Here is a 22,220-nt window from a genome sequence, read left to right as displayed (position 1 = left end):
TCAACGAGCTTGGTCTTATGATGGAAAGGGGATATAAATAGTGAAGAAAATCATTAATTTCTCGATGAACAATAAGTTTGCCGTATGGCTGATGACCATTGTTATCACCGTAGCAGGCTTATACTCGGGGTTAAACATGAAGCTAGAAACAATACCGGATATTGACCCTCCAATTATTACGGTAACAACCGTATACCCGGGAGCTACACCGGCTGAGGTTGCGGATGAAATAACAGAGCCTATTGAGCAACAGGTGCAAAACTTGAGTGGTGTAAAGACGGTGAGCTCAAGTTCATTCCAAAATGCATCAAATTTGCAGTTGGAGTACAGCTACAGTAAAGATCTTAACGAAGCAGAAGACGAACTAGAAGAAGCAGTTAGCTCCACGCAACTGCCAGACTCGGCTCAAGATCCAGACGTTTCACGAATTAACTTTAATGCATTCCCGGTTCTAAGCATGAGTGTGTTGAATGGTGAAGGTAGTCTGGAAGAACTCACTAAGACAGTTGAAGAGCAGGTCATACCTGAACTTGAGGGGCTAGAAGGTGTAGCATCTGTTCAAGTATCAGGTCAACAAGTTAAAGAAGTTCAAATGAGTTTCAATGAAGAAGCGCTAGAACAGCGTGGCATGGACAAAGAAACAGTCCAAAATATTATTAAAGGTTCAAATGTAACCTTCCCATTAGGGTTATATAACTTTGATGATACACAAAAGTCTGTTGTGATGGATGGGAACATTGCCACACTAGAAGACTTGAAACAATTACAAATTCCGATGGTACCATCACAATCTCAAGGAGCTCCATCACAAGCAGCTCAACAAGCCCCAGCTGGACAACAGCCTCAAGCTGCTGCTCCCCAAGGGAATGCTGCTACACAAGGTAGCACGGAAGCACAAGGAATCCCAACTGTTGAGCTACAAGAAATTGGAGACCTTGAGATTGTAGGGCAAGCAGAATCCATTTCTCGTACCAACGGAGAAGATTCAATATCCATTCAAATTGTAAAATCTCAAGAAGCGAATACAGTAGATGTTGTAAATGCGGTTAAAGACCGAGCTGCTGAATTCGAAGAAACCATTGATGGTGTAGAATTTGTTTATTCATTCGACCAGGGAGAGCCCATTGAAGAGTCTGTTAGCACGATGTTAAACAAGGCGTTATTTGGTGGCTTGTTTGCGATTATTGTCATTCTGTTGTTCCTACGTAACTTTAGAACAACGTTGATCTCTGTCGTATCTATCCCGTTATCCTTGTTAATTGCTATTTTGATACTAAATCAAATGGGGATCACGCTGAACATTATGACACTAGGTGCCATGACAGTTGCTATTGGACGTGTTGTGGATGATTCAATCGTAGTAGTAGAGAACATATACAGACGCATGTCCTTGAAGGATGAGAAGCTAGAAGGCAAAGAATTGGTTCGTGCTGCCACACAAGAGATGTTTATGCCTATCTTGTCATCTACCATCGTAACCATTGCGGTATTCCTTCCGTTAGGATTAGTGCAAGGGGTAGTTGGGCAAGTATTCTTACCATTTGCGTTAACGGTTGTATTTGCATTACTAGCTTCTCTTGTTGTAGCCGTTACAATCGTACCGATGATGTCTCATTCACTACTGAATAAGAAGCAAGCGATGAAAGGTCACCACGAAGGACCTGGTAAGCTAGCAAATGGCTACCGATCTGTTTTAAACAGTGTATTAAATCACAAAATTATTACTTCAATTGTGGCAGTTGCGATTTTAGTCGGCAGTATTGCTCTTGTTCCTTTAGTTGGTACGAGTTTCCTACCTTCTGAAGGTGAGAAGATGGTCATGCCAACGTATAGTCCAGCACCTGGCCAAACTATTGAAGACGTAGAAGAGACAGCACAAGATGCTTATGAATACTTTAAAGATCGTGAAGGTGTTAAGACTATCCAGTATTCAGTAGGCGGAGAAAACCCTATGAACCCTGGAGTAAGTAATCAAGCCGCTTTCTTTGTGGAATATGATGAAGACACGGAAAATTTCGAGGAAGAGAAGCAAACGGTGACGGATGATCTTAAAGCGATGACCGAAAAAGGAGAATGGTCGAGTCAAGACTTCTCAGCTACAGGATCAAGCAGTGACATTCAAGTCCAAGTATTCGGTGAGACTATGGATGATATTAAGCCATATGTTGAAGATGTGAAAACAATCTTGAATGAACAGGAAGATTTACGTGAACCTGAATCAAGTCTATCTGAGTCATATGAAGAATATACACTCGTGGCTAATCAGGAGAAGTTAAGTGAACTTGGTTTAACAGCTGGACAAATCGGCATGGAATTAAGCCCAGACCGTGAACGTCCGAAAGTTACAACCATTAAGGAAGATGGAGAAGAGCTTCAAGTTTACCTTGAAGTGCAGAAAGATCAGTATAACAGTATTGATGAACTAACCGATAAGGAGATTCAAACTCCACTTGGTCAATCAGTACCGTTAAGTGACCTTGTTCAGGTGGAAGAAGGAACGACCGAAGATACAATCACTCGTCAAAATGGTAAAGTGTATGCAAGTATAAGTGCAAAAGCCACGACAGACGACATTGGTTCTGTGTCAGCTGATGTTCAAAAAGAGTTAGACAACTTGGAGCACCTAGCTTCAATTGACCTGAAGATCGGCGGGGTTACAGAGGATATTAATGAGTCGTTTAGTCAGCTAGGTATCGCGATGCTCGCTGCTATTGCGATTGTCTATGTAGTTCTAGTGATCTTCTTTGGAGGAGCATTAGCGCCATTCGCTATTCTGTTCTCCTTGCCATTTACTATTATCGGGGCCGTACTAGGTCTGTTAGTAAGTGGAGAAACGCTAAGTATTTCCGCTATGATCGGTGCGCTTATGCTAATCGGTATTGTAGTAACAAACGGTATCGTATTGATTGACCGTGTTATCCAACGAGAGAAAGAAGGCATTTCTACTCGTGAAGCCTTACTAGATGCTGGAGCAACACGCCTTCGACCAATACTAATGACAGCACTTGCTACAATAGGTGCTCTATTACCATTAGCCCTAGGCTTTGAAGGTGGTTCGATCATCAGTAAGGGACTAGGTATTACCGTAGTCGGAGGACTAGCAAGCTCAACGCTTCTTACACTCCTAATTGTACCTGTTGTGTATGAAGCATTAAGTAAGATTGGACGTAATAAGAAAAAAGCATAATATAATGAATAGGGCCTAGCGATAGCTAGGCCCCTTTTTGTATCTTATTATTATCTTAAATGAAAGGATTTGGGGAAATCTATAGGAAACATAAATCCTCTTATGCGGTGGCTTGATGTCGATAAACTGCCGATTGGGATACGTTTATTGATCAGACGTACCTAAAGTCATTCCGCCATCGACCACTATCTCTGTACCGGTACAGTAAGAGCTCTCTTCAGAAACTAGAAAGGCAACAGCCTTTGCTATTTCAACGGGTTGTCCAATTCTACCAAGTGGAACGGATTCATAAAAACTAGGTACCCCTTGTCCACCGGTTGCCATATCCGTATCAATACCTCCTGGGTGGACCATATTGACGCGAATTCCTTCTGGTCCTAATTCAATTGCCGCAGATTTTGACATCGCCACTACAGCTGCTTTCGTTGCAGCATAGGCAGATGATTTACGAATGGGAGCAAAGGAAGAGATCGATACATTGTTTACAATTGAGCCCTCCTGTTGCTTTTTCATTTGTGGAATGACGGCTTGCATGCCAAGGAACACACCTAATTGATTAACTTGAATCATCTGTTGATAGTCATTCATTGTCATTTCTGTGAAAGGCTTTCGTATGAGGACACCTGCATTATTCACAAGGCCATCGATCCGTCCGAATTTCCTAACTACATCTTGAACTACTGAGTGCCACTGGTCTTCTGAGGTAACGTTTAGCTCAACGGGATAAGCTAATTTGCCAATGTTTGTTGCGGTTGTTTGTGCGTCTTCTAAGTTCCTGGCTCCTACGATAACGTTTGCTTCAAGTGAGGCGAGGTGTTCTGCGATCGCTTTTCCTTGTCCTCTGTTGGCTCCTGTAATGATGATAACTTGTCCTTTTATATTAGCCATTCGTTGGTCTCCTTTTTTCTGTAGCATTAATGATTATTATATAATTCAAACAGTGAGACCTCCAACAAAAACTGCACGGTTCGTATGGAGTCGATTTAAAAACTAAGCAATGGTTATGACCTTGTTAGCTTTCCAATGAGATTGAAGGGAAATTCCAAAGGGTATAAACGTATAAATGTAAGCCCATGTTTAGAGACCAAGAATACACAAGGTTAGGTTACGGGTATGATACACCTAACGATCAATGAAACTGTATTCACCCATTAAGGATAGAGGGGGAGTTAGTATGAAAGTACATATAGAATTCGTTTATAAAACTCCAACAGGAGCAGAAGCAACATTTTCTTCAGAAATGATACAAGGAGCTCATGCGCTTTTAATTGCTGAAGATTTTGAACGAACAGGCCGTGTTAAATCGATGAAGTTTATTGATACCTATGAACAAGAATGGGACATGAAGAAACTAAAAGAATATATGAAGGAATACGAAACAGAACCTCACAATATTACAGTTTACTTTGATGGAGGGTTTGACCTTCAATCGAAAACATCAGGACTTGGTTGTGTGGTGTACTATGAACAGAATGGTAAGGCGTATCGCTTAAGGAAAAATGCTCGTGTTGAAGAGTTAGAATCGAATAATGAAGCGGAATACGCGGCACTCCATTTAGGTTTACAAGAAGTTGAGGCTTTAGGAGTCCATCATATGCCCATTCAAATTATAGGAGATTCTAAAGTAGTCATCCATCAGCTCCTTGATGAATGGCCATGCTATGAAGATACGTTATCAAGATGGGCAGATCGGATTGAAGAGAAATTACAAAGCTTACATCTAAAGCCAGAGTATGAAACTGTCTCTCGTAAGAAAAACCAAGAGTCAGACCGCCTTGCTACACAAGCTTTGAAAGGTGTGGAAATATCAAGTACGATCGAAACGTAAAAATAAGGGGGGAGGTACCACTTAGCATGAAACAGAGCTAAACAATACCCATCCTCCTTTTATACTTTAAAGCACTACTCGGTGTCTGGCACGTTTTATCACGGTAATGAGTTGCTGTGATATATTTTTTAGGTGTTTTTAGGACATATGTCCTTTTGGGGGCAAGCGTAGTTGTACTTTAATAAGAGAGGTAAAAACTACGCTTGGAGGTTATTGATGTGCAAGGGATCTTCTTCTCTTTAATAGCTGGACTCTTTATAACGATTCAAGGTGTATTTAACGCACGTCTTGGAGAAACGATTGGGGTTTGGCATACGACTGTAATTGTTCATATAGTTGGATTATTACTCTCAGGAACGATATTTTTATTCGCAAGAGATGGTCATGTGAAACAAATTAAAGAAGTACAGCCAATTTACTTATTAGGAGGAGCGTTCGGCGTTTTAATCGTTTTTGGTGAATTGATGGGTATTTCATTGCTAGGGGCAAGTTTCGCAGTATCACTCTTGTTGGTATCGCAACTAATGTTTGCGTTTTTGATAGATACAAAAGGATTGTTTGGAGTATCTAAAATTCATTTTAGTGTGAACCGAGTGGCTGGTATTGCCATTATGATCTTAGGTATTATTATTTTTAAGTTATAGGAGGTGCTTGAATGAGACAAGTGATGGACCGTCAGACAATTCACGGTTTCCTAGACCAGCATGAACTTCAGCACACATTTCCAGAAGCCCTCCAAGAAAGAATTCGTTTATACCAATTTGAGAAGGGTGAAACGATTTGTACTGAGGGTGAGCAACTTTCTCAGATGTATTTTCTTGTAAAGGGAAAACTAAAGATTTATACGGTTTCATCCGAGGGGAATTCCAGGTTATTACGATTTAAAAATCCACTAGACATTATAGGGGATGTCGAATACATAAAGAAGAACCTTGTTTTCAATACTGTAGAAGCGGTAACTGAAGGAGCATTGTTGGGAATATCTTATGAAGATATCACCCGATTAGCTTATGACCATCCACCATTTCTTCAATTTCTTCTAGAAGAAGTAACACATAAGTTTTATATAGAGTCCAATGCATCAACTCTAAATCACTTAAATTCTGTTGAAACCCGTTTGGCTAGCTATTTCCTTTCGACTGCTACAACTGAAAAGAGTACATTATTCTATCAAGAAATGAAGACAACAAACTTAAAGGATATAGCTGACCTAATTGGTACAAGTTATAGGCATTTAAACCGTGTGATTAAACAGATGTGTGAGGAAGGTATTATTGAAAAGAAAAGTAAGCGTATATACATAAAAGATCACGACTTATTACATGAGCGTGCTCATGGCAATATATACGAGTGACAGGAGGAGAGCGTATGCAAGGAATCATTCTATCCGTAATCGCAGGCGTATTTATTAGTCTGCAAACTGTATTTAATTCGAGGGTAAGTGAACGTTTCGGATTATGGGCTACGACAACGTTAGTGTTCGTTGTTGGTCTTGCCGTTGCCATTCCTGTCTTCTTGCTTGTTGGCGAGGGTTCCCTTTTCCATTTAGAAAAGGTGAACCTATTGTATATGACGGGTGGGCTCTTTGGAGTTGGGATTGTTTATAGCATAATGAGAGGGATTAGAGCCCTTGGACCTGCATATGCGGTTTCAATTGTTTTAGTAGCCCAGTTATTATTGGCGCTTATTATTGATACGTTTGGGTTATTTGGCAGTGAAGTGATCCCTTTTAGTATTACGAAATTAGCTGGTTTACTTGTTATGGTTATTGGGATCTTAGTTTTTAAGATGAAGGATTAATGTAATAAAATGTAAAAAACAAGACGAGAATCCATGAGAATCCATGCTTATCATTTGAACTTTCAAAAAGAGCTTGCCCTATAGGGCAAGCTCTTTTTGTGGGAAAAAATAGATTCATTGAAACTTTTGGAATACTATTTTCGTCTATATAGAGAGGTAGTTAAAAGTAAACACCTAGTATGGACGAAAAATTAACACTGACAAACCATTAAATGATTACCATTAGGATCTTGAAAGGTGAAGTACTGATCGTGTTGAATTTCTGATGTGAGAGTGACTTTCTTTTCTTTCATATAAGAATAGGCTTCCTGAATATCGGTTGTATTTAAATGGAAAGGGGCCATCTTATAAACTTTTTCATCAGAATAAATTTTGCTGTCTAATACAATACCGGTGCTCTTCATAGGTAATATATACAAGTGACCGAATGCTATTTCACCACCAGCATCGAGCCCCAAAATCTCACAATACCAATCACGTGATTCTTCTATGTTTTTTACAGGGATAAAGACCGTTCCGATTTCATTAAGGATGGGAGAATTCATCGTTCCACCTCCAACAAGAGTTGACTATATTTTACAAGAAAATGGATGAGGGAGGAAGAACTTTTTAGAATATTATGGTAAAATATGTAAACAAACCCTATTGAATGGAGAGTTCCGTATGAAAAGAATATCAGTTACCACCACACTTACATTATTCATCCTCTTTATCATCTTTGTTATGGAACCTCAACAAAAGAAAATCGACACTTCAGAGAAAGTGTTTAACGAACCTACACAATCCCCATTGAATGAAAAAGACCTTCTGAGAACTTATAACGAATGGTCAGAGGACGGAGTAGTATCTTATTTGCTTGAAGCGCATGAAGGTGAAAAGCAAGTCCTCTATGGAGGGGAACCAACAGGAGTGACGATTATACCTAAAATGACGTTTCGAATACATGAAACAAAAGACAAATGGGAAGCGGAACCAATTGAATTTAAAGTAGAACCTGGGGAAGGAGTGCGTATTGTTGAAGAAGAGGGGTGGAAGAAAGACCATTCTAAAACCTACACGTATACGAAATCTGTCCGAATAAAAGGGGAAGAAGGGGTAAGTAGGCTTATCAGAGTATCACAAGCTAAAAAACTAACAGAAGAGCTGCCAGTATCGTTTAATTTTCCTACTGAAAACTATGATAGCCTTCAGGAGCTGTTAGAGGAACAAGACGGTTCCAAAATGTTTCACGCCAATTATGAACCTGGTTTTGAAATGTACCAGGAGATAACATTTACACTTGTAAATCCGGTGAATGTTAAGGTTCAAGTGGGTAGCTAAGAAATTTCCCTTTATCTAATTAGGAGAGTCGATTTAAGGAGGATCTTTATGAGCCAAGCTGTAATTTTTGATATGGATGGAACGCTGTTTCAGACTGATCTTATTCTAGAACCATCTTTAGAGGACACGTTTAGTCGGTTGCGTGAAGCGGATTTGTGGGAAGGTGAAACACCTTTGGGACAATATCGTTCGATTATGGGAGTCTCCCTTCCTATTGTTTGGGAAACGCTCCTTCCTAATCACACGACTATTGAGCGTAACCGTGCTAATGAATGGTTTCAAAAGAGTTTAATAGAAAATATACGTAAAGGTATGGGAGATTTGTACCCTTATACCATTAAGGTGTTGAAAGAGCTTAAAGATCGTTCTTTCTCAGTGTTTATTGCTAGTAATGGTGAAGAAGAATACTTACATACGATTGCAACTCAATTCACTTTAAAGGACTGGGTCTCCGGTATTTATAGCATTCAAGCTATAAAGTCGGGGGATAAAAGCGACTTAGTAACTAAGGTTATGGATGAGAATAAGATTTCCAAGGGCTTGGTGGTAGGAGATCGTGGGTCTGATATTCGCGCAGCAAAGGCTAATAACCTATTAGCTGTAGGGTGTCAGTTTGATTTCTCTCAAGAAGATGAGTTAGAAGAAGCGGATGTTGTTATTGAAGATTTAAGGAGTGTATTGGAGTTAACAACTTAATTCGCCTCACCATTTACATGTAAATAAGGTCTGAAACTTCATATAGTTGTACATAGCTCTCGCGTGTCGTCCTTCTTGTGTATACGGGTTTTGTAAAGCATCAAGACGTTTGATGAACTGTTGATCACACTCACAACTAGGGCCAAAGCGCTCGTAGCATTCATCGTGAGCTTTACAAGCAGCGTCTACAGCGTTTACTGGTGTACCTGGTCCTTTGCATCCTGGGCCACAGTATTTATAGCCAGGAAATAAACAGATTTTTAATGGCATCGTGGCCACCTCCAATTTTTAATACCGAGAACCCGCAGGAAAGGAGGTTCTCGGTTTTATATTAGTATCCGTATCCTCCGCTAAACGCTCCTGCTCCAACAATGATAAGCAAGATAAATAACACAACGATTAACGCGAAACCTCCGCCGTATCCTCCAGACATATTCTCAACTCCTTTCTGCAGTAAGGTACCTTTTTACTATATGTGGGTGGCCTTTAATTTGTTAGGGCCAAAGTCATTCTTATAAAAATAAAACCTGACCTGGAATTGAGGTCAGGTGTAAGGAAAATTAGTAAACGAAAGAAGCTCCAACAATAATAAGCAAGATGAACAATACAACGATTAATACGAAGCTGCTGCCGTATCCGCCGCCATAGCCACCGCCATAACCACAACCGTATGACATACAAACCTCTCCTTTCTTTACTAGATGTCGTATAAATCCACACTGTGGACCTTACACTATCTCATCATATGGAATTAGGGAAAAGGTGTGTAGGTGCATCCCTAATCTGATGAAAATATCTTGCAAATGGATCTTAACCTAAAACGGTTACCACAAGAAGGCACCTGCTAACGCAATACCTGTAATGGCGCCAAGTGCAAATGGCACTCCAAAGCCTCCATACCCGAATCCGTAATATCCCCATCCTAATCCTCTTGGACCACCAGTAGGTCGAATCCACACATGACTTCTTGTAACTCGTGTGACTTCTCCAACATGAACTCTACCTCTTGATTCTAAGCGGACTACTCTGCCTTTATAACGGCAACAACGATCATACATGTGATGAGACATACATATCCTCCTTTCTTTCCTGATATACATATCAGTATGTAGTCATAACGTATGCGAGAGGGGCTTGAATGGACTAGACATTTTGGCCAGAATCCCTAGATTAGGTTAATAACCAAGTGAAAAAAGGGGGAGCTATATGAGCGTGATTCAGACGGATAAGTGGATCAAAGAGTTAGTGAAAGAGTGTGAAGAGAAGCGAACTTCTGATTTTTACGATTCTCAACTGAAGAAGATTGGTGAGCCAATCAGTAAGCATTTCCCTTCTTCAACTCCCGAAGAAGTTCTATATCACATGCAACAAAATGGCTTATTTCAACCTGGTGAATGGCGAAAGATTAAAACGTTGTTAGAATCAATGAAGGAAAAAGAAATCTGGAAGACAATTGAAGGAGAATATCAGAACCTAAAGAAGCAATGGAAAGGGCCTGAAATCCCGATCTATGTGTTCCCAATAACACGTGGTTATGATAAAAGACAGGAAAAGAACAGGAATGGATTGGCTATTAAAGGGGCCATTTTTCTATTCCTTTCAGCTACTCATAGTGAAAATGAACTCAAAGCCATATTGGCACATGAGTATCACCATGTGTGTCGTATGACTGTACAAGGGCTATCTGAAGAAAATCTTCGTTTTGATGAGTTGCTTGTATTAGAAGGGACTGCAGAGCAAGCTGTGAAACGAATTTATGGAGAAGAATTTATGGCACCCTGGACGTCAGTTTTTAAGGAAAATGAAATTAAGCCATATTGGCACAAATACCTTGTCCCTGTTTTAGATTCCAAAGACCATGAGCAAAATATGAAATTGATGTATGGAAATAAATTCGGAAGACCGCCAAAGTGGATGGGATACAATGCAGCCTATCATCTTGTAAATGCATTTTGCAGGAAAAAGGGGCTTCAAAAAATGGAAGACTTGTTCTATGTCTCGACTGAAGAAATTATTACAGAGTCTACATTTGTCACACCCCGTAGTTGATACTTTATGGGTGAAGGTTCAACTTGTAAAAAGAACAATTGCAATAACTCCACTCCAATAAAGAGGGGAATTATCGCATTATCTCGTTATATAAAAAAGTGCTTGCTTTTATAAGTTTAAGATTTACAGCAACGGTAAATGCGGAATCCTAAATGTTCCTTGCAGGTTTCAACAAGTTCTACGTGCAGATCCCAGAGCTCATATAAAGATTCTGGAATGACGGGACTCATTTTCATATCGGAAAGAGGGCTCTCTTTTAAATTCGATGGAATATCTAGACACTCAATGTTTGAAAAACCGGCAGCTTCTATTTCTTCCTTCCATTGTGATTCCACATAAATGTCATGAATATGATAGAGGTCCTTGATCTGCTTTTTTAATGGATCAGAAAGAGAATGCTCGGCGGTCATTTCCAAGAATAGAGCCGTACCACCAGGTGTAAGGACGCGATTAATCTCTTTGAGGGCTCGTGGTATAGTTGTGAAACTCAGAGTGGATTCTGTGAAGACAAATTGAAAACTATGGTCTGTAAAAGGGAGATGTTCTACATCTCCTTCTAAAAATGTGGCATCCGTTTTTCGCTCATTGGCTTTTTGAATCATAAGCGGGTGGTTATCAATTCCGGTGACTTCACATCCATATGTTTGTCGAAGGTATTCGGACGATTGTCCAGTTCCACAACCAATGTCTAAAACATGAATGTCCTCTTCTAAATGTTCGTGTTGAAAAACTTGCTTACTAAGTTCAAATCCTCCTGGATGAGCTCCACCTATTCCGAAGTGAGCTAATAAATCTAAATAATGGTTTGTCATCGCAATTCTCCTGTTTCTTCGTTTTCCTATTAAACTATGTGCTCAGTCATGCTTTGTGAAAAGAAAAAAACCATCCTCCTAAAATTGAGTAGTTCAGTTTTCGAGTACAACATTCCAAATTGTATTCATAATCGAACCCACTTTTTTTATTTGAGATTGCAGGCGAAATGCATAGGGTTAATTGCATGTGTATTGCTTATGCAATTGTTTAATTCGGAAAGTTTTTGGCATTTTATGTTAAAATGAATGTGGAGTTTGTGAACCATTGTACTTAAACAAACGGAGCAGGTTTATTCAATAAAAAGTATTGAAAAGAGGTATTATATGAGAAAAATATGGCTTCCTTTATTATCATCACTTGGGGCAATGGCTCTAATATACTGGATTGGAAATATATTTAATGTATCTCTTTTTAGGTTTTCATTCGTACTAAACGAACCACTAGAAAATGGGTTCTTTTTTGAAGCGGATATTGCAATACTTCCTATTGTTATCGGCTTACTAGTTGGATTTATCGTGGAACGTAGAGTTAAAGTCCGAAGTAAATAAATGCACAGGAGATATCATACATCATTAATAAATGCGATTGTTGAAGAAGAATGAGCATTCCCCTATAAGGAATTTGCTCTATTTTTTGTTGTTGAAATTGCATTAGTTTTGTCCTGAATGTGCAGGTCTTCAATAGTTATTGTAGGGCTGCATAACGGGTTGCACTTGCATGGGTGAAAACTACTAAAAACACATGTGAACATTAATTTAACATTGAAAATGAGCATCAAATTGCTACGCAATTCAACGCTCATTTTATAATACATTTTCGCTTTTTGTACTCTAAAACTGAATTACTTATCCTAAACAATAGGCTGTTTTTTACATATATTAAAGGTTTATACTTCCGAATTTCGCGTTTACCCCGTTCCCCTCTGATAATGAGAGTGTTCCATTTCCTAACTTCCATTCGTAGGCGGGGTTTCCGGCTAAGTCGTGTGAATGATTAGGTTCACCTAACTGATAGAATAAAGTCCATTGGTGAAGAGCAGCTTCTAGATCCTCCACACCAACGTGAATCGTTTCAAATGGTAATGAGTTTAGATCTTCAGGGTTACTAGGCTTATTCTGTTCACCTTTCCATTCAATGATAAAAGGAAGGGGGGAAGAGCTCTCGGCATTTGGGAACAACATACGCCAGCTCAATTGGCGTCCATCTGGAGTTGTTCTGTTTCCTTCGAAAGGTCCTTGATAGTCAAGGTTTTCGGTTTCCCAATGCTCAATAAGTTGATCCATTTGTGATGTTCTGAGTGCAAATGTAAAAGGTCCTTCAACATCCTTGTCGTGTGCTTGGACAGTTTGTTTGATTAATGGATTATCGGAATCTGATGCTGTATCATAATCTGTAATTCCAATCCATTCTATGTAAGCACCATTCTCAAAGAACGCTAAATGGTTGTATGTGCCCCATTGTTTGTGTTCCCCACCTTTTTCTCCTCGAATACCATGCTTACCTTTCATATCCTGTTGAGATTTCTCAGGAGATTTTGCTAAAACAACTAAATGATCGAAATCCATTAGGACGCCTCCTTAGACAATTTATACCTTATGTACCCTTCGGTAAGGAGTTACAAACAGATGACCCCAGAGCCTCTCGCATGCATGTTCTACTATTAAAACGGATTTGTTGCCCATTGCAGGGATTGTTTTATAAAGATGCGAGGGTGCAGCTTTAACTGGCTAACCATGTATTCAGCAATGTCTTCAGGTTGCATGTATTTTTCTTTGTCTTGTTCCTCAAGCTTGTCACCAAAGGCTAGTTCAGTGGCGACGAGACTTGGGTTTAACGTAAAGACTCGAATGTTTTGGCGGCGAACTTCTTGCATAAGGGCTTCAGTCATACCCTGGATAGCAAACTTCGATGCGCTATAGGAAGTAGAGCCGGCTGTTCCTTTTAAACCGTTGCTTGAAGAAATGTTTACAATGTCTCCCTGGTTCTTATCCATCATATGTGGGAGAACCGTTCTTGTAACATGATAGGTACCGAAAACGTTTACTTCAAACGTGCGCTTCCATTCATCTGGTTCTAACTCTAGGAACGATCCATTTAATCCTATCGCAGCGTTATTCACTAAAATATCGGCTGGCCCAACTTGTTCCTTTAATAGCTCCACGGCTTCTTCTACTTGATCAAGGCTAGCAATATCTGCTCTAGCATAGCTAGCTTTCACCCCATATGAAGTAACTATGTCTCTAACTTCCTTCAATTTACTTTCTGTTCTTGCTATAAGTCCAAGGTGAATGCCTTCTTTAGCAAATTGAATCGCTGTGGCTCGACCAATACCACTACCTGCCCCTGTAATGTAAGCAACTTTTCCTTTAACTTCTTGTGCCAATTTAATCATCCTTTCTATATCAATAGTGTAAGCGCAATCGGAAACAACCTCAAAAAAACTGCTTTAGATTCGAGATGTTTCATTTAGAGCATAAGCGGTAATACATGACTACGTAAGCAAAACTATACAACTTTTTACAAATACAATTTTTTTATAAAGGAGAATTTGAATATGCGTACGAACTTAAAACATTACATTAACGGTGAATGGGTTGAATCAACTGGTAATGACACATATAACGTTATTAACCCTGCAACGGAAGAACCAATGGGTCAAATTAGTTTAGGAACGAAGGAAGACCTTAATAAAGCTGTTCAAGCAGCTCGCGATGCTTTTCCAAGTTTCTCTCAAACTTCTAAAGAAGAACGTATTGAAATGCTTGAGAACATAGCCGAAGCATATGCACGACGCAAAGATGAATTTATTGATGTTATGACAGATGAGTTAGGTGCACCACTTAAGATTTCGGAGAAGGTACACTATAGCATGGGTTATAATCATTTTGCTCAAGCGGCTGAATCTCTTAAAAATATTGAATTTATGGAACATCGCGGTAACCATACGGTAGTTAAAGAATCTGTTGGGGTAAGTGGGTTAATCACACCATGGAACTTCCCAACAAACCAAGCTTCAACAAAAATTGCCAGCGCATTTGCAGCCGGTAGCCCAGTTGTATTAAAACCTTCTGAGATGACGCCATTTGCTGCCATTATGTTAGCAGAGATCTTTGATGAAGTAGGCGTGCCTAAAGGTGCATTCAACCTAGTTAACGGTACAGGCGAAACGATTGGTGATGGCATTAGCTCACACCCTGATATTGACTTTGTATCGTTTACAGGTTCAGCTGGAGTTGGAACGAAAGTAATGCAAAATGCATCTGAAACGATTAAAAACGTTGCTCTTGAACTAGGTGGTAAATCTCCATTGATTGTTCTTGAAGATGCAGATATGAAAGATGCTGCACGAAATGCCGTAAGTCATATCGCAACGAACACAGGTCAAGTTTGTTCTGCGGCTACTAGAATGCTTGTCCCAGCTTCTAAGAAAGAAGAATTTGAACAAGCCGTTCTAGATGTACTGCCTGAATTTCCTGTAGGGCACCCAAGAGAACGTAATTACATTGGACCGCTCGTATCGAAGAAACAATGGGATACGGTTCAATCCTATATTGAAAAAGGAATTGATGAAGGTGCAAATCTAATTGCTGGTGGTACAGGTCTTCCAGAAGGTTTAGATAAAGGGTATTACGCTAAACCAACGATCTTCACTGATGTATCTAATGATATGGTCATTGCACAAGAGGAGATCTTTGGACCAGTTATGAGTATTATTACGTATGACACGATTGATCATGCGATTGAAATTGGGAATGACGTTGTTTATGGACTAGCTGGCTATGTATACGGTAAAGATACAGAAACACTTAAGAAAGTTGCAACGTCAATCCGTGCTGGACGCATCAAGGTAAATGATGCCTCTCATGATTTCAATGCACCGTTTGGCGGGTATAAGCAATCAGGTATTGGTCGTGAGTGGGGCGATTATGGAATTGAAGAATACCTTGAGAAAAAAGCGATTCTTGGGTTCCCGTCTTAATTGGTAATTGAGTAAGTAAGAGCTATTCTCCTAGAAGGGGAGAGTAGCTCTTCTTTTTGGATGGATGAATAATAGAAGTTTTTAAATAGTTTAGTAGCTACACTTGACGGAATTACATTTAGCTGATATAGTAGGTATTAATTATTCTTGTTCGTTTACGAGTGAAAGAAAAAGTAACTATTAAGTCACTTTCGTCTGGAATGAATATGCAGAGCAATAATAGTAATACAATGTGGACTTGATCCACGCAGGAGGTAACAATTATGTTACAAGGTACAGTTAAATGGTTCAACGCTGAAAAAGGTTTCGGTTTCATCGAAGTAGAAGGTCAAGACGATGTATTCGTTCATTTCTCTGCTATTCAAGACGAAGGCTTCAAAACATTAGAAGAAAACCAAACGGTTTCATTCGAAATCGTTGAAGGTAACCGTGGCCCACAAGCTGCGAACGTTCAAAAGTAATTTATTACTTGCGATAAAAAAGACTGCCATCTTTGGCAGTCTTTTTTTATACCATTTTGTAGATGGCATACCCGACAATCATGAAAATGATTAGGAGACCGGTACCTTTCTACGCCATTCTTCCCACTATATGACCTAAACTGAAATAATCTCCGCCAGTCCAATCTTCATGATCTTCTTTAAATACTTTCTACCGTTCGTTTCTCGCATACGTTTACGTCTATCATTAGAAGTTTCCTTTTGCTGGTTCATATGAATCTCCTTTTTAAACAATGGAAATAGTTTATGTGATATAGTATCACAATTTAAGAATAAAACATCGAATAGGAGTTATTAAATGATAGAGCCATCCGAGATATCAGGATGGTTCTTTGTTTGGAGTCTATGAATTGAGTAAATCCCTTCCTTTTGAAATAATTATGATGTTGCTTAAAAAAAGGTGAATCATTTTGATGATGAGGAGGTTTCATATATGCAGTTTTTAGTTATGCTTATGGTGTTTGTAGGCGGTATAGGTGTGGCTGTTCAGTCTTCTGTTAACGGAGGATTAGGCCAAAAGATAGGTGTATTTGAAGGAGCATTTGTCTCCTTTTTAGTCGGAGCTGTAACGCTGTTTTTAGTTATGCTTTTCTTTGGTAAAGGTAATATTGTGCAAGTATTTTCTGTGCCGAAGTGGCAGTTAATTGGTGGAGTACTCGGGGCTTTCTTCGTATCTACAATGGTTCTGGCTGTCCCGCGAATAGGGGTAGGAGCTGCAATCTTCACACTGATCTCAGCGCAATTGATTGCGAGCTCCTTGATTGATCACTTTGGATGGCTTGGAATGAAGCAGATTCCACTGGACTGGTCTCGGGTTTCGGGTATGATCCTTATGATTGTGGCTATTATTTTATATACGAAGAAATAGAAGGATGAACTTCGTTACCAATCATGTCCTTATAAGTGGATACTTTTTTCTCAAGCATCTGTTCTGTATCTTGCAGTTCTCTTATTTGTTGCTGGATAGACGCACGATGATCTTCTAATAATTGCAGGCGCTCGTTAGCCGTATGCTCACCTTCTTGCATGAGCTTTACATATTCTTGAATGCTTGAAACAGGCATATGGGTTTCGCGTAGTTTCAGGACAAAACGAAGCCACTTGACCTGTTGTTCTGTATAGTTTCGTACACCGGCATGATTTCGATTAGATTCTAAAATGCCTTCTTGCTCATAATAACGAAGCGTATGAGGTTTGATGTTTAATTTCTCTGCTACTTGGCTTATGGAATACATGTGGAATCCTCCTTAGCATATACCTCGCGCATGAATGCTTGACTTCAAGTGCACTTTAACGAGTAGGCTTATAGTGTATCACATAATAAAGAGGAGGATCATGTATGGCATATACAGTTATTACTGGAGCAAGTTCAGGAATTGGTTATGAATCAGCGATTGCATTCGCGGAACGAGGAAAGGACCTTATTCTAGTTGCTCGTCGCGAAGAGAAATTAGAAGAGCTAAAATCAGAAATCCAACAACAGAACAATGTAGATGTGGTTATTAAGCCGGCTGATCTAGCTGAGCCTGAAAACGTTCACGCCTTTTATGAAGACCTCAAGACTTACACGTTAGAGACATTTGTGAACAATGCTGGATTTGGGAACTTTGATCCAGTAGCAGAACAAGATCTTGGTAAAATACAAAAAATGCTTCGTCTGAATGTTGAAGCGTTAACGGTTCTTTCAACATTGTTTGTGCGTGATTACGAAAATCAAGAAGGAACGCAGCTCTTAAATATCTCATCAGCCGGCGGGTACAATATCGTTGGTGGCGCTGTGACCTATTGTTCAACCAAATTTTATGTGAGTGCATTTACAGAAGGTTTGGCTCAAGAGCTTCAAGGAAAAGGCGCTAAGATGAGAGCGAAAGTACTTGCTCCTGCAGCTACAGAAACAGAATTTATGAAGCGCTCGTTTGATGTAGAAGATATATCTTACGAAGGAAACGTGCCTCAGTACCATACTGCAAAAGAAATGGCTCATTTCTTACTAGATCTTTACGATAGTAACAAAGTAGTTGGGATCGTAGACGGTGAAACATACGAGTTCCACTTAAAGGATCCAATCTATCCGTATGTAGAACGTTCAACTAAATAATGTTTACTGGGGAACTTCCGCTATGGGAGCTCCCTTTTATTTTAAGTGAACTTCTTCTTCGCTCCATTCCCATAATCGTTTTGCTACTTCATCATCTTTGGCATTCTTCTTTAGCGGTGTCGGTTTTCGTTTGTAATAATACGATCCACTCGATGTCACATTAGGGTCCGTTGCTAAATAAATAGCCGTGTCAGCACCTTCTGCAGGTGTTTGGAAGAAAGGACGAAGTAACTTGTGAATGGTACTCCCAAATCCTGTTTCGCGACTGACTCCAAGGCTCGTGCTGACGGCCCCTGGGTGGATCGCGTTTACTGTGATAGATGTACCTTGTAATCTCCTCGCTAGCTCGCGTGTGAACAACAGATTAGCGAGCTTAGATTGACCATATCCTTTGATGACACTGAACTGGTTGTGTAGGTGGGGGTTATCAAAGTGAATCTTACCAGCTTTATAGGCGCCAGAAGATACAACCACAATACGTCCTTGTTTAGCATTTTGTAGAGGTTCAAGTAACAGGTTAGTCAGCAAGAAATGTCCAAGGTGATTGATTCCCATCATGCCTTCAAATCCATCCATAGTCTCTATTCGTTTCGTATTCACAACACCAGCGTTGTTTATGAGAACATCTAAATAATCAAAACGACTTCGGAATTCTCGTATAAAATCGTGGATACTTTGGAGCGAACCTAAATCACATTGTATGTAATCTGCTTGATCTGAATTGCTTTCATCCTTAGCCTTCTGAAGCGCATTTAGCCCTCGCTCGTTGCTTCGACAAGCCATGATGACAAAGAACCCTTTCTTCATTAAGGCTACAGTTGTAGCAAATCCCATGCCTGTATTCGCTCCTGTTACGATCGCTATTTTACTTACGGCCATTACATCACCTTCTTATAACTTATTTCTTCCATTGTAACGGATGAAAGCGCAGGAACGAACATATCTACTCCACAACTAAGGCATACTATGCATAACTTTCTAAAAGGAGTAGATGAACATGTCTCAAAAAGGCCCATCCAAACACAATCAGAAAACCGCTGAAATTGCTAAAAAGAATAAAAAATACGAAGCAGAATTGGCTGAAGATATGCAAAAGGGAAATTCAAAACATCAGAGTCAAAAAAAGAGTGGAAGACAAGCAAATAAGAAGTAAATGTTTAAAATGGAAGTCTCGTGTCCTTTTCGGTGGAGAAATTGGTGGAGAAACATACGGAAAAGTAGCCTAATTAAAAGACCAAATCACATATGATTTGGTCTCTTCTTTTCACCTTATATATCGAGGATTTTTGATAGTAACATTGGATTTATCAGAAGAATTCACCCCAAATAGTACAATGATAACAGCTGTTGTCAATGTGCTATTTGGAGCGAATTAAAATGCTATGTACATAGTGATTTCCTAATCTAAGTAGTTAATTGTTATATTATGTTAAAATATATTGTGAGTTTGTGAAGGGTTGTACTTAAACTAACGGGGAAGGTTAGTTGAAGACTTGAATTCGAGATAACTACATAAAATATCTGCATCACTCCTTTTCTGGTATTATTTGGATTAATCATGGTATAGTTAAAATACTTACAAGATTGGAGTGGGTCCTTTGGGTGCTTTCGCAGCTCTAGTAATTGTTGTATTAGCGGTAGTAGTGGATTTTTATTGGTTAGATGTAGATAGAGATGGGGGTGGATGAAAAAATGGACAAGGTTTCAGAAGGGATTATTCTTTTCTGGGTTTGCCATTGTGTCAGCTTTAATCTACGTCGGATTAGGTCTTGAGTTTTTTGTAACTCTTCCAGTATTGGGGGAGTTTGCGAAAATTTTATAGTGGGACATCCGTACTGCCTGAGGAGGGATAATGTGAAAATTTCACTTTTTATTATAGTATCCAGCTTGCTTGTGTATATGAATTTCAAACCCCATTTAACGGGTTTTCGTTTACGGCGGTCAATGAAGAAAAATAAAAAAAATTAACACGTTTAACATAATACCTTATTAAAGAATCGGGTGCTTTAGTTGAAGTAGAGAAATCGCATCTTCCATTAACGCGGCAGGTATGTTGAAGAAGATAATAAAAGGGAAAATAATTACAAATATGGAAGTGTGTGATACGCTTAGTTTATCTAAAATTGAGAGCTTAGTTTTAATACCTATTATGTGTGGTTAGGGGGGGGAATTATGGTCTTTTGGATTTGCATATCTTTATTAGGGATTTTTACAGCTGTTAGTGAAGTAATGTATAGTAAAAAGTTAAGCGGGAGTCAAAAGAAGCGGTCCGTAATGGGGATATGGGGAATAGCTGCTACATTAACTGTTCTTCTTTTAATTGTAGATACAGCTATATCATATAGCTAATCTTATATCTGATCTATAAGGTTATTCCTGAGCAGGGGAGTGTAATCTCAACCAGGTATACGCCGTCGATTGGAACGAGGATCAAAAAGACATTCCAGATATTGATGATGGGAAGAATTCCTCTGCGTTCAAAGAAGTGACGAGAATTGGAGAACGCTTAATAGCTGAATACAATACATATCTACATAACCATACACTGAAAGATTATTTGCTATGGCTTAATGACTCCGAGAATGTAGTAAGAGGACAGGAATTCTATATGAAGTTGGCTCTAATAGATAAGGAGGGGGATCCGGTTGGGGCAACGTGGACTGCGAAGTATTGGTATTACCGCAATCTGTTAATCTATAAAAACTTAGTTAACTTGATTGATTCAGATGAAGAACGAATTTTCGTTTTATTTGGTAGCGGACATCTCCACTTACTTTTCCAGTTCTTAAAAGAGAGTGGGATGTTTGATATTAAAGTAGCCAGTGACTATTTAAAATAGTATCGTTACTCATGTTTATAGCACCTTTTCCTCATTTCACTAAAGGGAGAGCTAGTTAAAGAAAAGGGATTGTTACGGTAACGCCTCTACTATTGGGCTAAAGGGATAGTTTAGAGGAAGATCATTTATAAGAAAGTGAGTGAGTTTTTTGAGGTTTGTTTTTGACTTAGATGGAACAGTTTGTTTTAAAGGACAACCAATATCCAGAAAGATACTTCATTCATTGTCAGAGGTGAAAGAATCAGGTATAGAAGTTATTTTCGCATCGGCGAGACCGATCCGAGATATGCTACCCGTTATAGACGAAGCATTTCACCATTACACAATGATTGGTGGGAATGGCTCTTTAATATCAAAAGAAGAAAAAGTAATTCATTCCAACTCGTTTTCAGTAGATGAAATTAGCGAAATAAAGAACCTTATTAAAGAATATAGTGCTACTTATCTAATAGACGGTCATTGGAACTATGCTTATACTGGACCAGATTCACATCCTATACTTCAAAATGTAGATCCTGCAAGGTTAGCCAAAATGGTTAGTATGGATTCTCTTGAATCAATAGTTAAGGTTCTGTTTCTTACCTCCCATAATATGGACGAACTGGCAGATAAACTTTCGAAGCTAAATGTATATGTAAATAAACACGGTAACGAAAATGTACTGGATATCAGCCCAAGTGGAATTAATAAATGGAGTGCATTAAAGACTCTGGGAATAAAAAAAATACATATATTGCTTTTGGGAACGATGCAAATGATATCTCAATGTTTGAAAACGCATTACATACAGTTATGATTGGTCATCACGAACATTTAGCTGCTTTTGCAAAAGAAACGATACCATTAAATACAGATTACGAACAAAAAATTGCAGAAAAAATAATTACTCTTTCAAAAAAATATAAACCAATTAAAGTATAATTCATATTCAACAAAAGGGTAAAAAGTACTCGCCCCTTATTACATAACATTGTGACTATCATGAATGTAACTTTTTAATAGAGGAAGCGGAATATTCCATAAGAATCCTATCTCCAAATATAGAATAGGATACCTGAAATGATTGTCGTGCTTGTTAGTAATAGAGCAGGAGGTAGTGAGTTTGGTACAT

25 protein-coding genes and 3 pseudogenes are annotated in these 22,220 nt (G+C 39.0%); 17 read left to right on the top strand and 11 right to left on the bottom strand.

All coding sequences use genetic code 11. The features are described 5' to 3' along the window. Positions 1-40 precede the first annotated feature (40 nt). The gene (locus IMZ31_RS12090) at positions 41-3,187 is read left to right on the top strand and encodes an efflux RND transporter permease subunit (protein WP_207527619.1); all 3,147 of its coding nucleotides are present in this window, start codon (positions 41-43) and stop codon (positions 3,185-3,187) included. 144 nt (positions 3,188-3,331) lie between these two features. On the opposite strand, the gene IMZ31_RS12085 is transcribed toward IMZ31_RS12090, so the two are convergent. Beyond that, the gene (locus IMZ31_RS12085) at positions 3,332-4,075 is read right to left on the bottom strand and encodes an SDR family NAD(P)-dependent oxidoreductase (protein WP_207527618.1); all 744 of its coding nucleotides are present in this window, start codon (positions 4,073-4,075) and stop codon (positions 3,332-3,334) included. Positions 4,076-4,361: 286 nt separating this feature from the next. Between IMZ31_RS12085 and IMZ31_RS12080 the strand changes: the two genes are divergently transcribed. The 4 genes from IMZ31_RS12080 to IMZ31_RS12065 all read left to right on the top strand — a co-directional run bounded on the left by IMZ31_RS12080 (position 4,362) and on the right by IMZ31_RS12065 (position 6,815). Further along, positions 4,362-5,015 (top strand): reverse transcriptase-like protein, encoded by a 654-nt coding sequence (locus IMZ31_RS12080; RefSeq protein WP_207527617.1) that lies wholly within the window; start codon positions 4,362-4,364, stop codon positions 5,013-5,015. A gap of 218 nt (positions 5,016-5,233) precedes the next feature. Continuing rightward, on the top strand, positions 5,234-5,659 hold the full coding sequence (locus IMZ31_RS12075; RefSeq protein WP_207527616.1) for a DMT family transporter: 426 nt from the start codon (positions 5,234-5,236) through the stop codon (positions 5,657-5,659). Between the two features lie 11 nt (positions 5,660-5,670). Continuing rightward, positions 5,671-6,369 carry a Crp/Fnr family transcriptional regulator gene (locus IMZ31_RS12070; RefSeq protein WP_207527615.1) on the top strand — a complete coding sequence of 233 codons (699 nt, stop codon included), beginning with the start codon at positions 5,671-5,673 and terminating at the stop codon, positions 6,367-6,369. Between the two features lie 14 nt (positions 6,370-6,383). Further along, positions 6,384-6,815, top strand: a complete 432-nt coding sequence (locus IMZ31_RS12065) for a DMT family transporter (RefSeq protein ID WP_207527614.1) — start codon at positions 6,384-6,386, stop codon at positions 6,813-6,815. A gap of 191 nt (positions 6,816-7,006) precedes the next feature. On the opposite strand, the gene IMZ31_RS12060 is transcribed toward IMZ31_RS12065, so the two are convergent. Then, positions 7,007-7,360, bottom strand: coding sequence for a VOC family protein (locus IMZ31_RS12060; RefSeq protein WP_207527613.1), 354 nt, complete (start codon positions 7,358-7,360; stop codon positions 7,007-7,009). A 118-nt stretch (positions 7,361-7,478) separates the two neighbouring features. Here IMZ31_RS12060 and IMZ31_RS12055 point away from each other — a divergent pair, with 118 nt between their 5' ends. Both IMZ31_RS12055 and IMZ31_RS12050 read left to right on the top strand, forming a co-directional pair. Next, on the top strand, positions 7,479-8,135 hold the full coding sequence (locus IMZ31_RS12055; RefSeq protein WP_207527612.1) for a hypothetical protein: 657 nt from the start codon (positions 7,479-7,481) through the stop codon (positions 8,133-8,135). A 48-nt stretch (positions 8,136-8,183) separates the two neighbouring features. Next, positions 8,184-8,831, top strand: a complete 648-nt coding sequence (locus tag IMZ31_RS12050; protein ID WP_207527611.1) for an HAD hydrolase-like protein — start codon at positions 8,184-8,186, stop codon at positions 8,829-8,831. Between the two features lie 6 nt (positions 8,832-8,837). On the opposite strand, the gene IMZ31_RS12045 is transcribed toward IMZ31_RS12050, so the two are convergent. The 4 genes and pseudogenes from IMZ31_RS12045 to IMZ31_RS12030 form a co-directional block, all read right to left on the bottom strand. Further along, positions 8,838-9,101 carry a phospholipase gene (locus tag IMZ31_RS12045; protein WP_207527610.1) on the bottom strand — a complete coding sequence of 88 codons (264 nt, stop codon included), beginning with the start codon at positions 9,099-9,101 and terminating at the stop codon, positions 8,838-8,840. Positions 9,102-9,162: 61 nt separating this feature from the next. Next, positions 9,163-9,264, bottom strand: a complete 102-nt coding sequence (locus IMZ31_RS12040) for a YjcZ family sporulation protein (RefSeq protein WP_084599434.1) — start codon at positions 9,262-9,264, stop codon at positions 9,163-9,165. Positions 9,265-9,391: 127 nt separating this feature from the next. Beyond that, a pseudogene (locus tag IMZ31_RS24760) lies at positions 9,392-9,463 on the bottom strand (YjcZ family sporulation protein); the annotation flags it as partial. Positions 9,464-9,655: 192 nt separating this feature from the next. Next, the gene (locus tag IMZ31_RS12030; protein ID WP_188655772.1) at positions 9,656-9,901 is read right to left on the bottom strand and encodes a hypothetical protein; all 246 of its coding nucleotides are present in this window, start codon (positions 9,899-9,901) and stop codon (positions 9,656-9,658) included. A gap of 136 nt (positions 9,902-10,037) precedes the next feature. Here IMZ31_RS12030 and IMZ31_RS12025 point away from each other — a divergent pair, with 136 nt between their 5' ends. Then, complete coding sequence (locus IMZ31_RS12025) at positions 10,038-10,880, top strand: DUF2268 domain-containing putative Zn-dependent protease (protein WP_207527609.1); 843 nt, start codon at positions 10,038-10,040, stop codon at positions 10,878-10,880. Between the two features lie 116 nt (positions 10,881-10,996). Here the strand turns inward: IMZ31_RS12025 and IMZ31_RS12020 are convergent, their stop codons facing one another. Beyond that, complete coding sequence (locus IMZ31_RS12020; RefSeq protein ID WP_207527608.1) at positions 10,997-11,692, bottom strand: class I SAM-dependent methyltransferase; 696 nt, start codon at positions 11,690-11,692, stop codon at positions 10,997-10,999. Between the two features lie 324 nt (positions 11,693-12,016). Between IMZ31_RS12020 and IMZ31_RS12015 the strand changes: the two genes are divergently transcribed. After that, complete coding sequence (locus IMZ31_RS12015; RefSeq protein ID WP_207527607.1) at positions 12,017-12,241, top strand: hypothetical protein; 225 nt, start codon at positions 12,017-12,019, stop codon at positions 12,239-12,241. A 330-nt stretch (positions 12,242-12,571) separates the two neighbouring features. Here IMZ31_RS12015 and IMZ31_RS12010 read toward each other — a convergent pair whose 3' ends face one another. Together IMZ31_RS12010 and IMZ31_RS12005 are read right to left on the bottom strand one after the other, a co-directional pair. Beyond that, positions 12,572-13,258: a VOC family protein gene (locus IMZ31_RS12010; protein ID WP_207527606.1), complete on the bottom strand. Its 687-nt coding sequence runs from the start codon at positions 13,256-13,258 to the stop codon at positions 12,572-12,574. Between the two features lie 95 nt (positions 13,259-13,353). After that, positions 13,354-14,076, bottom strand: coding sequence for a 3-ketoacyl-ACP reductase (locus tag IMZ31_RS12005; RefSeq protein ID WP_207527605.1), 723 nt, complete (start codon positions 14,074-14,076; stop codon positions 13,354-13,356). A gap of 171 nt (positions 14,077-14,247) precedes the next feature. On the opposite strand from IMZ31_RS12005, the gene IMZ31_RS12000 reads away from it, so the two are divergent. The 3 genes from IMZ31_RS12000 to IMZ31_RS11990 all read left to right on the top strand — a co-directional run bounded on the left by IMZ31_RS12000 (position 14,248) and on the right by IMZ31_RS11990 (position 17,040). Further along, the gene (locus tag IMZ31_RS12000) at positions 14,248-15,672 is read left to right on the top strand and encodes an aldehyde dehydrogenase family protein (RefSeq protein ID WP_207527604.1); all 1,425 of its coding nucleotides are present in this window, start codon (positions 14,248-14,250) and stop codon (positions 15,670-15,672) included. 263 nt (positions 15,673-15,935) lie between these two features. Beyond that, the gene (locus tag IMZ31_RS11995) at positions 15,936-16,133 is read left to right on the top strand and encodes a cold-shock protein (RefSeq protein ID WP_027446191.1); all 198 of its coding nucleotides are present in this window, start codon (positions 15,936-15,938) and stop codon (positions 16,131-16,133) included. A gap of 472 nt (positions 16,134-16,605) precedes the next feature. Next, positions 16,606-17,040: a DMT family transporter gene (locus IMZ31_RS11990; RefSeq protein ID WP_207527603.1), complete on the top strand. Its 435-nt coding sequence runs from the start codon at positions 16,606-16,608 to the stop codon at positions 17,038-17,040. Here IMZ31_RS11990 and IMZ31_RS11985 read toward each other — a convergent pair. Beyond that, positions 17,018-17,407, bottom strand: coding sequence for a MerR family transcriptional regulator (locus IMZ31_RS11985; RefSeq protein ID WP_188655787.1), 390 nt, complete (start codon positions 17,405-17,407; stop codon positions 17,018-17,020). The genes IMZ31_RS11990 and IMZ31_RS11985 overlap by 23 nt on opposite strands. A 104-nt stretch (positions 17,408-17,511) precedes the next feature. Between IMZ31_RS11985 and IMZ31_RS11980 the strand changes: the two genes are divergently transcribed. Further along, positions 17,512-18,270 (top strand): SDR family NAD(P)-dependent oxidoreductase, encoded by a 759-nt coding sequence (locus IMZ31_RS11980; protein ID WP_207527602.1) that lies wholly within the window; start codon positions 17,512-17,514, stop codon positions 18,268-18,270. Between the two features lie 36 nt (positions 18,271-18,306). Here IMZ31_RS11980 and IMZ31_RS11975 read toward each other — a convergent pair whose 3' ends face one another. Then, positions 18,307-19,149 carry an SDR family oxidoreductase gene (locus IMZ31_RS11975; RefSeq protein ID WP_207527601.1) on the bottom strand — a complete coding sequence of 281 codons (843 nt, stop codon included), beginning with the start codon at positions 19,147-19,149 and terminating at the stop codon, positions 18,307-18,309. Positions 19,150-19,267: 118 nt separating this feature from the next. Between IMZ31_RS11975 and IMZ31_RS11970 the strand changes: the two genes are divergently transcribed. From IMZ31_RS11970 to IMZ31_RS11955, 4 genes and pseudogenes are all read left to right on the top strand, one after another. Beyond that, positions 19,268-19,423: a hypothetical protein gene (locus IMZ31_RS11970; protein WP_188655790.1), complete on the top strand. Its 156-nt coding sequence runs from the start codon at positions 19,268-19,270 to the stop codon at positions 19,421-19,423. Between the two features lie 1,019 nt (positions 19,424-20,442). Next, positions 20,443-20,619 (top strand): hypothetical protein, encoded by a 177-nt coding sequence (locus IMZ31_RS11965; protein WP_207527600.1) that lies wholly within the window; start codon positions 20,443-20,445, stop codon positions 20,617-20,619. Positions 20,620-20,662: 43 nt separating this feature from the next. Next, a pseudogene (locus IMZ31_RS11960) lies at positions 20,663-21,109 on the top strand (DUF5694 domain-containing protein); the annotation flags it as partial. A gap of 148 nt (positions 21,110-21,257) precedes the next feature. After that, positions 21,258-22,030 (top strand): annotated as a pseudogene (locus tag IMZ31_RS11955) (HAD-IIB family hydrolase). The last annotated feature ends 190 nt before the right edge of the window (positions 22,031-22,220 follow it).

This window comes from Pontibacillus sp. ALD_SL1, from assembly GCF_017355605.1.
The sequence above is the reverse complement of the archived record's forward strand: the minus strand, read 5'-3'. Positions and strand labels throughout refer to the sequence as shown.

Bases quoted from the DNA above. Each gene is read 5' to 3' on its own strand.
- IMZ31_RS12070 (WP_207527615.1), top strand. From the start codon at position 5,671: ATGAGACAAGTGATGGACCGTCAGACAATTCACGGTTTCCTAGACCAG.
- IMZ31_RS12085 (WP_207527618.1), bottom strand. From the start codon at position 4,075: ATGGCTAATATAAAAGGACAAGTTATCATCATTACAGGAGCCAACAGA.
- IMZ31_RS12000 (WP_207527604.1), top strand. From the start codon at position 14,248: ATGCGTACGAACTTAAAACATTACATTAACGGTGAATGGGTTGAATCA.
- IMZ31_RS12045 (WP_207527610.1), bottom strand. From the start codon at position 9,101: ATGCCATTAAAAATCTGTTTATTTCCTGGCTATAAATACTGTGGCCCA.
- IMZ31_RS11980 (WP_207527602.1), top strand. From the start codon at position 17,512: ATGGCATATACAGTTATTACTGGAGCAAGTTCAGGAATTGGTTATGAA.
- IMZ31_RS12010 (WP_207527606.1), bottom strand. From the start codon at position 13,258: ATGGATTTCGATCATTTAGTTGTTTTAGCAAAATCTCCTGAGAAATCT.
- IMZ31_RS12080 (WP_207527617.1), top strand. From the start codon at position 4,362: ATGAAAGTACATATAGAATTCGTTTATAAAACTCCAACAGGAGCAGAA.
- IMZ31_RS12030 (WP_188655772.1), bottom strand. From the start codon at position 9,901: ATGTCTCATCACATGTATGATCGTTGTTGCCGTTATAAAGGCAGAGTA.
- IMZ31_RS12015 (WP_207527607.1), top strand. From the start codon at position 12,017: ATGAGAAAAATATGGCTTCCTTTATTATCATCACTTGGGGCAATGGCT.
- IMZ31_RS12020 (WP_207527608.1), bottom strand. From the start codon at position 11,692: ATGACAAACCATTATTTAGATTTATTAGCTCACTTCGGAATAGGTGGA.
- IMZ31_RS11965 (WP_207527600.1), top strand. From the start codon at position 20,443: ATGGTCTTTTGGATTTGCATATCTTTATTAGGGATTTTTACAGCTGTT.
- IMZ31_RS11985 (WP_188655787.1), bottom strand. From the start codon at position 17,407: ATGTATTCCATAAGCCAAGTAGCAGAGAAATTAAACATCAAACCTCAT.
- IMZ31_RS11995 (WP_027446191.1), top strand. From the start codon at position 15,936: ATGTTACAAGGTACAGTTAAATGGTTCAACGCTGAAAAAGGTTTCGGT.
- IMZ31_RS12025 (WP_207527609.1), top strand. From the start codon at position 10,038: ATGAGCGTGATTCAGACGGATAAGTGGATCAAAGAGTTAGTGAAAGAG.
- IMZ31_RS12060 (WP_207527613.1), bottom strand. From the start codon at position 7,360: ATGAATTCTCCCATCCTTAATGAAATCGGAACGGTCTTTATCCCTGTA.
- IMZ31_RS12050 (WP_207527611.1), top strand. From the start codon at position 8,184: ATGAGCCAAGCTGTAATTTTTGATATGGATGGAACGCTGTTTCAGACT.
- IMZ31_RS12055 (WP_207527612.1), top strand. From the start codon at position 7,479: ATGAAAAGAATATCAGTTACCACCACACTTACATTATTCATCCTCTTT.
- IMZ31_RS11975 (WP_207527601.1), bottom strand. From the start codon at position 19,149: ATGGCCGTAAGTAAAATAGCGATCGTAACAGGAGCGAATACAGGCATG.
- IMZ31_RS12065 (WP_207527614.1), top strand. From the start codon at position 6,384: ATGCAAGGAATCATTCTATCCGTAATCGCAGGCGTATTTATTAGTCTG.
- IMZ31_RS11990 (WP_207527603.1), top strand. From the start codon at position 16,606: ATGCAGTTTTTAGTTATGCTTATGGTGTTTGTAGGCGGTATAGGTGTG.
- IMZ31_RS11970 (WP_188655790.1), top strand. From the start codon at position 19,268: ATGTCTCAAAAAGGCCCATCCAAACACAATCAGAAAACCGCTGAAATT.
- IMZ31_RS12040 (WP_084599434.1), bottom strand. From the start codon at position 9,264: ATGTCTGGAGGATACGGCGGAGGTTTCGCGTTAATCGTTGTGTTATTT.